The 13631-nt window shown below is 66.0% G+C and carries 9 protein-coding genes, 1 tRNA gene and 2 pseudogenes; 6 read left to right on the forward strand and 6 right to left on the reverse strand.

The window, feature by feature from the left end:
• Positions 1-112: 112 nt before the first annotated feature.
• The 3 genes and pseudogenes from FFS49_RS40895 to FFS49_RS40905 form a co-directional block, all read right to left on the reverse strand.
• Positions 113-910 (reverse strand): annotated as a pseudogene (locus FFS49_RS40895) (integrase arm-type DNA-binding domain-containing protein); the annotation flags it as partial.
• A 163-nt stretch (positions 911-1073) separates the two neighbouring features.
• A tRNA-Arg gene (locus FFS49_RS40900) sits at positions 1074-1148 on the reverse strand.
• 159 nt (positions 1149-1307) lie between these two features.
• Positions 1308-1490: a rubredoxin gene (locus FFS49_RS40905; protein WP_006398668.1), complete on the reverse strand. Its 183-nt coding sequence runs from the start codon at positions 1488-1490 to the stop codon at positions 1308-1310.
• Between the two features lie 199 nt (positions 1491-1689).
• On the opposite strand from FFS49_RS40905, the gene FFS49_RS40910 reads away from it, so the two are divergent.
• The 5 genes from FFS49_RS40910 (at position 1690) to FFS49_RS40935 (ending at position 9689) form a co-directional block, all read left to right on the forward strand.
• The gene (locus tag FFS49_RS40910; RefSeq protein WP_039370331.1) at positions 1690-2094 is read left to right on the forward strand and encodes a DUF4399 domain-containing protein; all 405 of its coding nucleotides are present in this window, start codon (positions 1690-1692) and stop codon (positions 2092-2094) included.
• Between the two features lie 321 nt (positions 2095-2415).
• Positions 2416-4365 carry an ATP-binding cassette domain-containing protein gene (locus FFS49_RS40920; RefSeq protein ID WP_105818690.1) on the forward strand — a complete coding sequence of 650 codons (1950 nt, stop codon included), beginning with the start codon at positions 2416-2418 and terminating at the stop codon, positions 4363-4365.
• Between the two features lie 241 nt (positions 4366-4606).
• Positions 4607-6589, forward strand: a complete 1983-nt coding sequence (gene parE, locus FFS49_RS40925) for a DNA topoisomerase IV subunit B (protein WP_039370338.1) — start codon at positions 4607-4609, stop codon at positions 6587-6589.
• 69 nt (positions 6590-6658) lie between these two features.
• A complete protein-coding gene (gene parC, locus FFS49_RS40930) occupies positions 6659-8980 on the forward strand; it encodes a DNA topoisomerase IV subunit A (protein ID WP_046544681.1) in 2322 nt (773 codons plus the stop codon).
• 250 nt (positions 8981-9230) lie between these two features.
• Positions 9231-9689 carry a CopD family protein gene (locus tag FFS49_RS40935; RefSeq protein ID WP_039370342.1) on the forward strand — a complete coding sequence of 153 codons (459 nt, stop codon included), beginning with the start codon at positions 9231-9233 and terminating at the stop codon, positions 9687-9689.
• Between the two features lie 53 nt (positions 9690-9742).
• Here FFS49_RS40935 and FFS49_RS40940 read toward each other — a convergent pair whose 3' ends face one another.
• Complete coding sequence (locus tag FFS49_RS40940) at positions 9743-10627, reverse strand: LysR family transcriptional regulator (RefSeq protein ID WP_105818691.1); 885 nt, start codon at positions 10625-10627, stop codon at positions 9743-9745.
• Between the two features lie 113 nt (positions 10628-10740).
• On the opposite strand from FFS49_RS40940, the gene FFS49_RS40945 reads away from it, so the two are divergent.
• Positions 10741-11187 (forward strand): multidrug/biocide efflux PACE transporter, encoded by a 447-nt coding sequence (locus FFS49_RS40945; protein WP_039370664.1) that lies wholly within the window; start codon positions 10741-10743, stop codon positions 11185-11187.
• 58 nt (positions 11188-11245) lie between these two features.
• On the opposite strand, the gene FFS49_RS40950 is transcribed toward FFS49_RS40945, so the two are convergent.
• Together FFS49_RS40950 and FFS49_RS40955 are read right to left on the reverse strand one after the other, a co-directional pair.
• Positions 11246-12454, reverse strand: a complete 1209-nt coding sequence (locus tag FFS49_RS40950) for a chromate transporter (RefSeq protein ID WP_105818692.1) — start codon at positions 12452-12454, stop codon at positions 11246-11248.
• A 202-nt stretch (positions 12455-12656) separates the two neighbouring features.
• Positions 12657-13517 (reverse strand): annotated as a pseudogene (locus FFS49_RS40955) (EAL domain-containing protein); the annotation flags it as partial.
• Positions 13518-13631 lie beyond the last annotated feature (114 nt).

Raw genomic sequence — 13631 nt, forward strand, 5'->3', positions numbered from 1 at the left:
CAAAACCAGCGGGTAACGAAGAGTTATCCACACCGGAATAGATGTACTACGCTGTCTCGGGGTGGGTCAGATTTAGATGAAATCGGTGGGTTAAGACTCGGTGGAAATCAACAGGCACGCGCCATTCTGCGGCGGCTTCGTCAAACTCAGACCATTCCGCACGGATCATTTCCGTTGTCCGCACGAAGGTCAGCGCCATCAGGCGGAGCGCGAGTCGGGTAACTAGGTCGCCTTGGTAGGCGTCAATGTCGCGCATGAGCTGCGGGATCTCCGTCGCCTTGACGCGTGCCATGTGCTGTACGCCCGGACCTTTCTTCAAGACCGTCTGCGCATCGATGTCGGCCGCTGGATTCCTGGAGCACCGCCCCGTCATGATCCCGTATTGGAAGACCGCGCGCGAGCGCTGGAGAATCCGCTTCGCCGTCTCGCGCACGCCGCGCGCCTCGACCTCGCGAACGATGCTGAGCATCTGCGGCGAATCGATCTCCGTGATCGGGCGAGGGCCGATCTTCGGGAACACGTCGACCTCAAGCGAATTCAGCACCTTCTCCGCGTAGCTGTCGCTCCAGCCCGGACGCTGAGAGTCGAACCACTCGCGGGCTACCGCTTCGAACGAGTTGGCCGCCGCGATCTCGGCGGCTCGTCTTGCGTCCTTCTTCGCTTCGCCCGGATCGATGCCGGCCGCGATCTGCTCGCGTGCTTCGTCGCGCTTCTTCCGTGCCGTCGCAAGCGTGACGGCCGGATAGACGCCGAGGGCGAGCGTCTTCTGCTTGCCAAGGAAGCGGTAGGACAACCGCCAGTACTTCGCGCCGTTCGGTTGGACGAGCAAGAACATCCCGTTGCCGTCCGTCAGTTTGTATGGTGCCGCGCTGGCCTTCGCGTTCCGTACCTGCACGTCAGTGAGAGGCATTGTTGGTATCTGTGTTGTTGGTATCTGCTGATACCAACAAAAATACCAACACTTTCTCTGGCTGTCACTGAGCAACGTTGGGTAACGATAGGCGCGAGAGGGCCGCCGGACGGGCTTGAGCGGGGGATTTCTTGTGAATATTGGGGATGGCTTGGGGCTTGGCTGGTCCCCCCGACAGGAATCGAACCTGTATCTAGCGCTTAGGAGGCGCTTGTTCTATCCATTGAACTACGGGGAGAGCCATGTCCGGGCGACACGCGCGAAAAAACGCGAACCGGACGGCAGTGTGGACAGCGCGCAGAGTATAGCAAACGCGCGGCGCGTCGGCGGGGCGGAATACGCGCCGACGCGCGTGATCGCGCAATCAGCCGCGATCGGAAATCAGCGCGTCAGCGAATCAGAAATCGACGACGACGAAATCTTCCTTGCCCACGTCGCACAACGGGCAGCGCCAGTCGGCGGGAATGTCGGCGAAACGGGTGCCGGGCGCGATGCCTTCGTCGGGCAGCCCTTCCGCTTCGTTGTAGACCCACCCGCAAATCAGGCAGACCCAGCTCTGGTATTCGGTTACTTCGCTCATGTAGCGCTCGGGAAAATGGAAATTCGGTAATGCCGTCCGCAGCCTGGCCGGCGAACGAAAGGCGCAATGGTACCGGAATTTCGTCGAACGGCTCTGCAACGTCGTTTTAAACGTACGCATCGCGAACAACGCAACCGAAACGCGTATGCCGTTCGTGCGGTGTATGCTTCCGAGGCTGTCCAATCATAAGGAGAATGCGATGCTGAACAGAAAGTGGATCGCAGGTGCGCTGTGTGTGGCGGCGATGGCCGTGTCGACGATGGCGCGGGCCGAGGCGCGCGTGTATTTCGAAGCGCCGAGCGAAGGCGCGACGGTGTCGAACCCGGTGCATGTGAAGTTCGGGCTCGAAGGAATGGAGCTTCGACCGGCCGGCGACAACACGCCGAACACTGGCCATCATCACCTGCTGATCGACGGCCGGCCGATTCCGAAGGGCGACGTGATTCCCGCGAGCGAGCGTTCGCTGCACTTCGGCAAGGCGCAGACCGAAACCGACATCAATCTGCCGCCCGGCCAGCACACGCTGACGCTGCAGTTGGGCGACGGCATACACCGCTCGTACGGTCCCGAATTGAGCTCGACGATCACGATCAACGTGAAGTAACTGCGTGTGCCGCGTACGGGCGCCCGAGGCGTCCGGTGCGGGAGGGGCGATCGGCCGGTTGCAGGCATCCGGCCGACGTTGGCCCTTTCGCTCGGAATTCGCGGCCGGCGTCCGCTACCGGAAGCCGGCCGCACCCGGCGCGCCATCGCATCGCGTCGCTTCGCGTCGATGGCCGCCTGCCAGCCGTCAAATGCAGGTTCCAACCCGCCTCCCGACCCGCCTCCCGACCCGTTTGCCGGCCTTGTCCGTCCGGCCATGCCGGTAACGCCGCCCGCGACCGGTACAATGGGCGCTTCCGATTCCTCTCTTCGCCGTCTCCCCATGTCGCTCTATTCCATATCCGGCGCGCAGCTCGCGTTCGGTCACGTCGCGTTGCTCGATCACGCGGATTTCTCGCTGGAAGCCGGCGAGCGCGTCGGCCTGATCGGCCGAAACGGCGCGGGCAAGTCGTCGCTGCTGAAGATCGTCGCCGGGCTCGCGAAGCCCGACGACGGGCTCGTCACGCGCCAGCAGGAACTCGTGACCGTCTACGTGCCGCAGGAGCCCGAATTCGAGCCGGGCGCGACGGTGTTCGATGCCGTCGCATCGGGGCTTGCGCACACGCGCGAACTGCTCGAAGAGTACGATTCGATCGCGCACCGCCTCGCGGATATCCCCGAAGGCGCCGAACACGATGCGCTGCTCGCGCGGATGAACGCGCTGCAGTCGTCGCTCGATGCGCACGACGCGTGGAGCTGGCGCACGCGCGTGTCGATGACGCTCGCGCAGATCGGCCTGGCGGACGTCGATGCACCCGTCGATGCGTTGTCGGGCGGGATGCAGAAGCGCGTCGCACTGGCGCGCGCGCTGGTGCTGCAGCCCGACGTGCTGCTGCTCGACGAACCGACCAACCACCTCGACTTCGACGGCATCCGCTGGCTGGAAGAGCTGCTCGTCGCGCAGCGCGCGGGCCTGCTGTTCATCACGCACGATCGCGCGTTCCTCGACCGCGTCGCGACGCGCATCGTCGATCTCGATCGCGGCCGGCTGCTGTCGTACCCGGGCAATTTTTCCGCGTACCAGACGCGCAAGGCCCAGCAGCTCGAAATTGAGCGCGTGGAAAACGAGAAGTTCGACAAGCTGCTCGCGCAGGAAGAAGTGTGGATCCGCAAGGGCGTCGAGGCACGCCGCACGCGCAGCGTCGGCCGCATCGCGCGGCTCGTGCAGATGCGCAACGAACGCGCGGAGCGCCGCAACACGCTGGGCAACGTGAAGCTGGATGTCGCGCAGGGCGAGAAGTCCGGCAAGATCGTCGCGGAACTGACCGACGTGACGAAGCGCTACGGCGGCCGCGCGGTCGTCGATCGTTTCTCGACGACAGTGATGCGTGGCGACAAGATCGGCTTCATCGGCCCGAACGGCGCCGGCAAGACGACGCTGCTCAAGCTGATTCTCGGCGAACTGAAGCCCGACGAAGGCACGGTGCGCATCGGCACGAACCTGCAGGTCGCGTATTTCGACCAGATGCGTGCGCAGCTCGACCAGGAAAAGAGCCTCGCGGATACCATCAGCCCCGGCAGCGAATGGGTCGAGATCGGCGGCGTGCGCAAGCACGTGATGAGCTACCTCGGCGATTTCCTGTTCGCGCCGGAACGTGCGCGTTCGCCGGTGAAGTCGCTGTCGGGCGGCGAACGCAACCGGCTGCTGCTCGCGCGCCTGTTCGCGCGTCCGGCCAACGTGCTGGTGCTCGACGAACCGACCAACGACCTCGACATCCAGACGCTCGAACTGCTCGAGGAACTGCTGGCCGACTACGACGGCACGGTGCTGCTCGTCAGCCACGATCGTGCGTTCCTCGACAACGTCGCGACGTCGGTGATCGCGGCCGAGGGTGACGGCAAGTGGCGCGAATACGTCGGCGGCTTCACCGACTGGCAGATCCAGAGTGCGCGCGCCGATCAGCTCGCGCAGCAGGAAGCCGCGAAGCGCGCGGTCAAGGAAGCCGCGCCCGTCAAGGAAGATTCGGCGAAAAGCGCTGCGGGCCGCAACGCGCAACGCACGGTCAAGCTGTCGTTCAACGAGCAGCGCGAGCTCGATTCGCTGCCGGAGAAGATCGCCGCGCTCGAAGAGGAGCAGAAGACGATCAACGCGCGGCTCGAAGACGGTTCGATTTTCGCGAAGGATCCGCAGGAAGGCACGCGCCTGACCGAGCGGTTCGCGGCGATCGACGACGAATTGCTCGAAGCGCTCGAACGGTGGGAAACGCTCGAGGCGAAGCGCAAGCCCGCGTAAAACGCAGGCGCGTCGCGCGGCCGGCGGCCGCCGCGCGCGATTCCGCGATTGGCGTGCCACGCGGAACCAGTAAAATACCGCGCGTCCCGGGCAGCGCAGCGCACGCCGCGCGCCCGCTTTCGGAGCAGTCCAAGCACACCGTTGTTTCGATTCGCTTTTTTACGGAACTCAACGTTTTGTCCACGACGTTATCCACACCAGGTGTGGACAACGTCCCGATGAATGACGAAATTCAGCGCCTATGTCAACGAAGAAACCCAGCGCGGCCTATAGCGAAGCATCGATCAAGGTGCTAAAGGGTCTCGAGCCGGTCAAGCAGCGCCCCGGCATGTACACCCGTACCGAGAATCCGCTGCACATCATCCAGGAAGTCATCGACAACGCGTCCGACGAGGCGCTCGGCGGCTACGGCAAGCAGATCACGGTCACGCTGCACGCCGACCAGTCGGTCTCGGTCGAGGACGACGGCCGCGGCATCCCGTTCGGCATGCACCCGGAAGAGGGTGTGCCGGTCGTCGAGATCGTATTCACGCGCCTGCACGCGGGCGGCAAGTTCGACAAGGCCGCGGGCGGCGCCTACACGTTCTCGGGCGGCCTGCACGGCGTCGGCGTGTCGGTGACGAACGCGCTCGCGACGCGCCTCGACGTGACGGTCTGGCGCGACGGCAAGATCGCGGAGCTCGGCTTCGCCGAAGGCGATGTCGTCAAGCCGCTCACGACGCAGGGCGCGGGCCGCGGCGAGAAGAAATCCGGCACGCGCGTGCAGGTGTGGCCGAATCCGAAGTATTTCGATTCGCCGAACCTGCCGCTCGGCGAACTGCAGCGCCTGCTGCGCTCGAAGGCCGTGCTGCTGCCGGGCGTCGAGGTCGTGCTCGTCAACGAGAAGTCGGGCGAGCGCCAGACGTGGAAATATGAAGACGGGCTGCGCGGCTACCTGCTCGACGAGATGAACGGCAGCGAGTTGCTGATCCCGCTGTTCGAGGGCGAGCGCTTCGCCGATTCGCGTTCGGGCGACGACACCTTTGCCGAAGGCGAGGGCGCGTCGTGGGTCGTCGCATGGAGCGAGGAAGGCTCGCTCGTGCGCGAGTCGTACGTGAACCTGATCCCGACGCCGGCCGGCGGCACGCACGAATCCGGCCTGCGCGACGGTCTCTACCAGGCGGTGAAAAGCTTCGTCGAACTGCACAACCTGCAGCCGAAGGGCGTGAAGCTGCTCGCGGAAGACGTGTTCGCGCGCGTGTCGTTCGTGCTGTCCGCGAAGGTGCTCGATCCGCAGTTCCAGGGGCAGATCAAGGAACGCTTGAACAGCCGCGACGCGGTGAAGCTCGTGTCGTCGTTCTCGCGCCCTGCGCTCGAGCTGTGGCTGAACCAGCACGTCGAGCACGGCAAGAAGCTCGCCGAGCTCGTGATCAAGCAGGCGCAGGCGCGCACGCGAGCGGGCCAGAAGGTCGAGAAGCGCAAGAGCTCGGGCGTCGCGGTGCTGCCCGGCAAGCTGACCGATTGCGAGACGGAAGATATCGCGCGCAACGAACTGTTCCTGGTCGAGGGCGATTCGGCGGGCGGCTCCGCGAAGATGGGCCGCGACAAGGAATACCAGGCGATCCTGCCGCTGCGCGGCAAGGTGCTGAACACGTGGGAAACCGAGCGCGACCGCCTGTTCGCGAACAACGAGGTGCACGACATCTCGGTCGCGATCGGCGTCGATCCGCACAGCCCGGATGAAAGCGTCGACCTGTCGAACCTGCGCTACGGCAAGATCTGCATCCTGTCGGACGCGGACGTCGACGGCTCGCACATCCAGGTGCTGCTGCTCACGCTGTTCTTCAAGCACTTCCCGCAACTGATCGAGCGCGGCCATGTGTGCGTCGCGCGCCCGCCGCTGTTCCGCGTCGACGCGCCCGCGCGCGGCAAGAAGGCCGCGCAGAAGCTCTATGCACTCGACGAAGGCGAACTCGAGGCGATCCTCGACAAGCTGCGCAAGGAAGGCGTGCGCGAGACGCAATGGAGCATCAGCCGCTTCAAGGGTCTCGGCGAAATGAGCGCCGAGCAGCTGTGGGATACGACGATGAACCCCGACACGCGCCGCCTGATGCCGGTGAAGCTCGGCGAGCTCGACTACGAGGCGACCGTCGCACGGATGACGATGCTGATGGGCAAGGGCGAGGCAGCCGCGCGGCGCGGCTGGCTCGAGGAAAAGGGCAACGACGTCGAAGCGGACATCTAAGCCGAACACCTGCGCGGCCGGGCATGACGCCCGGCCCGGCCTCACGCCACTTACGAATACGGAATTCAGATGGACGACAACACTTCCGATCTCTTCGCCAGCTCCGATGCACCGGACGCCGAAGCGCTGACGCTCGGCAACTACGCGGAGCAGGCGTATCTCAGCTACGCGGTCAGCGTCGTGAAGAGCCGCGCGCTGCCCGACGTGTGCGACGGCCAGAAGCCGGTGCAGCGCCGGATTCTCTACGCGATGAACGAAATGGGCCTCGGCCCGGACGCCAAGCCGGTGAAGTCGGCGCGCGTGGTCGGCGACGTGCTCGGTAAATACCACCCGCACGGCGACCAGTCGGCGTACGACGCGCTGGTGCGTCTCGCGCAGGATTTCTCGCTGCGCTACCCGTTGATCGACGGGCAGGGCAACTTCGGCTCGCGCGACGGCGACGGCGCGGCGGCGATGCGATACACCGAAGCCCGCCTCACGCCGATCGCTAAGCTGCTGCTCGACGAGATCGACCAGGGCACGGTCGACTTCATGCCGAACTACGACGGCTCGTTCGAGGAGCCGAAGACGCTGCCGAGCCGCATGCCGTTCGTGCTGCTGAACGGCGCGTCGGGCATCGCGGTCGGCCTCGCGACCGAAATCCCGTCGCACAACCTGCGTGAAGTCGCGGCGGCGGCGGTCGCGCTGATCCGCAATCCGAAGCTCTCGCATGCGGAGCTGATGAACCTGATTCCCGGCCCGGATTTCCCGGGCGGCGGGCAGATCATCTCGAGCGACACTGAAATCGCGGCAGCCTACGAAACCGGCCGCGGCAGCCTGAAGGTGCGCGCGCGCTGGAAGATCGAGGATCTCGCGCGCGGCCAGTGGCAGCTCGTCGTGACCGAGCTGCCGCCGAGCACGTCGGGCCAGAAGGTACTCGAGGAAATCGAGGAACTGACGAACCCGAAGCTCAAGCTCGGCAAGAAGACGCTGACGCCCGAGCAGCTCAATACCAAGAAGGCGATGCTCGACCTGCTCGACGCGGTGCGCGACGAGTCGGGCAAGGAGGCGGCGGTGCGGCTCGTGTTCGAGCCGAAGTCGCGCACGATCGACCAGACGGAATTCGTGAACACGCTGCTCGCGTACACGAGCCTCGAATCGAACGCGACGCTGAACCTCGTGATGATCGGCGCCGACGGCCGGCCGGGCCAGAAGGGCCTGCTGACGATCCTCGACGAATGGGTGAAGTTCCGCCAGCTGACGATGACGCGCCGCTGCCGCCATCGTCTCGCGAAGGTCGACGACCGCATCCACATCCTCGAAGGGCGGATGATCGTCTTCCTGAACATCGACGAGGTGATCCGCATCATCCGCGAGTCGGACGAGCCGAAGGCCGCGCTGATGAGCGCGTTCGGCCTCAGTGAACGGCAGGCGGAAGACATCCTCGAAATCCGGCTGCGCCAGCTCGCGCGTCTCGAGAAGATCAAGATCGAGAAGGAGCTCGAAGCGCTGCGCGACGAAAAGGCGAAGCTCGAGGAACTGCTCGCGAACGAAAGCGCGATGAAGCGGCTGATGATCAAGGAGATCGAGGCCGATGCGAAGCAGTACGGCGACGATCGCCGCACGCTGATCCAGCAGGAAAAGCGCGCGACGTTCGAGGCGAAGGTGGTCGACGAGCCGGTCACGGTCGTCGTGTCGCAGAAGGGCTGGGTGCGTGCGCTGAAGGGCCACGGGCTCGACCCGGCCAGCTTCTCGTTCAAGGCCGGCGACAGCCTGTACGCGGCGTTCCAGTGCCGTACGCCGGACCGCCTGATCGCGTGGGGCAGCAGCGGCCGCGTGTACTCGGTCGACGTGTCGGTGCTGCCGGGCGGGCGCGGCGACGGCGTGCCCGTCACGTCGCTGATCGAGCTCGAATCGGGCTCGCACCTGATGCATTACTTCGCGGCGCCGGCCGACCAGCAGCTGCTGCTCGCGTCGAGCAACGGCTTCGGCTTCCTCGCGAAGGTCGGCGACATGGTGAGCCGCGTGAAGGCCGGCAAGGCGTTCATGACGATCGATGCGGGCGCGGTGCCGCTCGCGCCGATGCCCGTGCTGCCGAACGCAACGCAGGTCGCGTGCCTGTCGAGCGGCGGCCGCCTGCTCGTGTTCGGCATGGACGAGATGAAGACGCTCTCAGGCGGCGGTCGCGGCGTGATCCTGATGGCGCTCGACGACAAGGAAACGCTCGTTCAGGCACTCGCGATCGATCCGGCCGGCGTCGTGCTGATCGGCACCGGCCGCGGCGGCAAGGCGATGGACGAGACGCTGTCGTATGCAGGGCTGGCGCCGCACGTCGGCAAGCGCGCACGCAAGGGCCGAGCGCCCGAGACGAAGCTCAAGGTCGTCAGCGAACTGCGTCCGCTGCTCGGCTGACGCTGCGCACGATCGATCGTCCGGTTCGGCCGCGATCGAAGGCCGCACCTCCGCTTCGGCGGACGTGCGGCCTTTTTCTTTTGGAGGGGGATTCGGGTAAGCAAGCGTGGCGTTGTCACGCGGAACTTGCAAAATAATGTGAAATCGCGCCTGGGGTCTGAACCGCTCGGCGACAATCCGGTCGAACGTCGCTCGATGCCGCGTGCGACGCGGCCGTTCGCCGCACCCCACTCCTCACAGGATTGCCGTCATGTCCCATGCTGTCTCCGTCGCGCTGTTTCTTCATCTGCTGGCCGTCGCCGTGTGGGTGGGCGGGATGGTCTTCGCCAACTTCTGCCTGCGTCCGGCGCTGTCCGACCTGTCGCCGCAGCTGCGGTTGCCGCTGATCGAAGGCGTGTTCGGCCGCTTCTTCAACTGGGTCTCGGGTTCCGTGATCGTGATCCTGCTGACCGGCGGCTTCCTGCTGGTGGAATTCGGCGGCGCGCACGCAACGTGGTCGCTGCACGCGATGGCGGGGCTCGGCGTCGTGATGATGCTGATCTTCGGGCATATCCGGTTCGCGCTGTTCCCGCGCATCCGCCGTGCGGTGCAGGCGCAGAAGTGGCCGGACGGCGCGCGCGCGGTGAATACGGTGCGCCTGCTCGTCCTCGTGAACCTGGTGCTCGGCGTCGTCACGATCGGCGCGGCGGTGTTGTCGCGCGGCTTCTGATTGACCGCAGCCGGCCGGCCCGCGCGCAGCCGCGGGTGCGCCGGCAAGCGCCGCTACGCGGCCAGCATCGCATCGAGCAGCCATGAGCCGACCGGGCCCAGCGGCCGGTTGCGCGACCAGACCGCATCGACCCGCACGCGGCGCGGCCAGCCGCGCGCACGCAGTTCGCACAGGCGATCGCGCGCGAAGTGGTCGACCATCCAGCGCGGCAGTTCCGCCCAGCCGAACCCCAGCACGGCCATCTCCAGCAGCATCAGATAGCTCGGCGCGAGCCAGTGCTGCGTGCCGACGACGATCCGGTCATCGGCGCCGCGGCCTTCCGTTTTCACATAGGTATTGAGGCGCAGTTCGCGCACGTCGCGCAGCGCGGCGTGCGGCACGTCGGCGTCGCCGTAGTCGGCGAGCGCGTGCGTGCGGCCGACGAACAGCCCGATTTCCGATTCCTCCGCAATCGTCGCCGCGCCGATATCGGCCGGGTAGGCCGCGCGCGCGGCCATCAGCCCGAGCTGCGCGCGCCCCTGCTGGATCAGGTCGAGCACGTCTTCGTGCTCGGCGATCTGGCATTCGAGCTCGAGCGCCGGAAAGCGCCGTTCGAGCGCCATCAACGTTTCCTCGTAGCGCTTCGACTGATACGTATCGGACACGACGAGCGTCAGCCGCGCTTCCTCGCCACGCGCGAGCCGCGCGGCCGTGCGGTCGATCGCCGCGCCGGCTTCGAGCGCGCGCTGCACCCGCGGCAGCAGCGCGCGCCCGGCGTCGGTCAGCGTCGGTGCGCGCGTCGAGCGGTCGAACAACTGCACGCCGAGATCGATCTCGAGATTCGCGATCGCCTCCGACACGGTCGACTGGCGTTTGCCGAGCTTGCGCGCGGCGGCCGTGAACGAGCCGAGCAACGCGGCTTCGGCGAAGGCGAGCAGGGCTTCGGGGGCGTGGCGCATGCGGCGCTCCTGGTGGCGATATATCGGTGAAACCGATGATATCAAACTGGATTCATACGGTTACGCCGATCAAAATGGCGGCCATGAACGAAGTAGACGAATCGGAGGGAAACATGAAACAGGTCAACAAAACGGTGACGGAACGGCTGCTGCATGCACTGACGTTCGAACTGGTCGCGATCGCGCTGTGCGCGCCGATCGGCGCGTGGCTGCTCGACATGCCGGTGTCGCACGTCGGCGTGCTGACGGTGATGGTGTCGCTGATCGCGATGGCATGGAACATGGCGTTCAACACGCTGTTCGACCGCTTCGAGCGTCGCGCGGGGCTGACCCGCACGCTCGGGATGCGAATCGCGCATGCGGTCACGTTCGAGCTTGGCCTCGTCGCGATGGTGGTGCCGGTGGCCGCATGGTGGCTGAACGTGAGCCTCGTCGAGGCGCTGCTGCTCGACCTCGGCATCGTGCTGTTCTTCCTGCCTTACACGTTCTGCTTCAACCTCGCTTACGACGCGCTGCGCGCCCGCTGGATCGCGCGCCGGGTCGCGGTGCAGGCAGGTTGAGGAGGGGCTGGACGGGGAGAGCGCCGGTCGAACCCGGCGGGGCGGCAGCGGCCGCCCGTCAGCGCGCGGCGGCCAGCAGCCACACGCCGCACGCAACCGCGACCGTGCCGTACACGGCATAGACGGGCACCTTGAAGCGCGCAAAGCACAGCGTCGCGAAGGCGCCCGTCAGCCAGTAAACGGGGTCGACCGGTTCCCGGTGCAGGATTCTCACGACGGCGACGACGAGAAAACCCGTGGTCGCCGCACGTAGCAGCCGCATCCCGTGCTCGAAGCGTGAATGGCGCTTGAGTCGGAGCAGATGGTTCTGCGCAAACACGACGAGGCATCCCGACGGAATGAACAGTGCGGCCGTCGCGAGCAGCGCGCCGACCCAGCCGTCGGTCAGGTAGCCGAGAAACGGGACGACGTTCAGCAGCGGCCCCGGCGCGACCGGGGACAGCGCGAACGCAAGCGTGAAGTCATGATCGGAGATGCCCGTTGCGGGCGTGACGAACAGCGTCTTGAGCACGGGCAGTGCGGAAAAGCCGCCGCCGAACAGCGTCATGCCGGCGCCGGCGAGACGCGGCCACAGCAGCGTCGCCTGGTAGTCGCCGGGCAGCGGCACCGCGAACAGCGTGACGAGCACGCCGAGCAGCACGAGCAGGTTGCGGTCGCGGGTCGACAGCGTGAAATCGACCGCGTCGCGTTGCGGCGGCCCCGTCAGCCAGCCGGCCGCGAATGCGGCGAACAGAATCCCGACGAAGGCGGCCGGATTATGCGCGAATCCGAGCAGAATCGTCGACAACGCGGCGATCAGCTGTTCGTGCCGCGTGCGCGCGAGCGAGCGCAGCTGCTTGACCCACGTGACGCCGATCAGCGCGGCGAGCACCATCCCGAAGTGGTTGATCAGCATCGGCGCGGCCAGCGAGCGCACGAACGGCGTGCGATAGAAGATCGCGAACAGCGTCATCAGCAGGGAGAAGGGCAGCACGCTCGCGATGCCGGCCACCCATGCGCCGACGCGGCCGTGCAGTATCTGGCCGACCTGTATCGCGACATTGCAGCCCACGGGGCCCGGCACCAGCCAGGCAAGTGCGACGAGGTCGCCGAAGACGTTGGGCTCGATGCGCTTCAGCCGCTCCACGTAGTGGCGTTCGAGCTGCGCCATCATCGACAGCCCGCCCCACGAGACAGCCGAAATGCTGGCGACGACCTTGAACAGGTCCCACAGGGACGCCTGCGCCTGTTCGATATCAGCGGTCGCTTCGATTTCGACGGTAGTCATGTTGGTGGTGTGAGCGCGGGGCCCGATCTCTCGCGTGTAGCCATGCCGGCGGCCCGCCGACACGTTGGCCCTCCCGATTGTCCGCCGCGCATCGTGACACTGCCATGCGCGAAAACGCTAGTTCATGAACTAAACGATCGGATCGGAAAACGAAACAATGACGGCGCGCGCAATCGCCAACCAGGCCGCAGCCGCGGTGTGCTTACGCGCCCGTGCTGCCGGTCGCGCGGTGCGCGATTACGTTCGGCGCGTCGCCACGCACGCCGAAGCGTGCGATCAGTGCGGGAATCGCGTCGGCCGGTACCGGGCGCGAGAACAGGAAGCCTTGCGCCTCGATCTCGCCGAGCGCGGCCAGCCATGTGATCTGCTCCTCGGTTTCCGTGCCTTCGACGACGACGGTCAGGCCGAGCGAACGCGCGAGATGCACGATCGACGACACCATCACGCACACGCTGCGATCGTTCGGGATCGCCTGCACGAACGAGCGGTCGACCTTCAGCGTGTCGACCGAGAAGCGGTGCAGGTACGACAGCGACGAGTAGCCGGTGCCGAAATCGTCGAGCGCGATGCGGATGCCGAGCTTCTTCAACGCGACGATCTTCTCCGACACGAGCTCCGGATATTCCATCATCGCGGTCTCGGTGATCTCGATCTCGAGCCGGTTCGCGTCGATGCCGGTGTCCTGTAGCGCCTGCGAGATCGTCTCGATCAGGTCGCCGCGCCAGAACTGCACGGGCGAAATGTTGACCGCGAGCGTCAGCGTGTCGTGGCCGTCGTCGCGCCAGCGCGCGATCTGCTCGCACGCGGTGCGGATCACGAAGTCGCCGATCGGCACGATCAGGCCGGTGGATTCGGCAATCGAAATGAATTCGTTCGCGGAGATGATCCCGTGCTCGGGGTGATCCCAGCGCGCGAGCGCCTCGAAGCCGGTGATGTGGCGGTGCGTGAGGTCGATCTTCGGCTGGTACGCGAGGAACAGTTGCCCCTCGGCGAGCGCGACGCGCAGTTGCTGCTCCCAGCGCATCAGGTGGTCGGCGCGGTGCGACAGGTGCGGCGCATAGAACGGACCTATCCGTCATTTTGTGGGCGGGGCATATCATGAGGTGTAAAAGCCATGGATATGCCGATGAAGAAGAAAAGACAAACCGTAGCGCGTCAGGCAGCGGCCCGCGGGCCG

This window comes from Burkholderia sp. 4NA327C6 (assembly GCF_005502655.1).
GTDB lineage: Bacteria > Pseudomonadota > Gammaproteobacteria > Burkholderiales > Burkholderiaceae > Burkholderia > Burkholderia contaminans.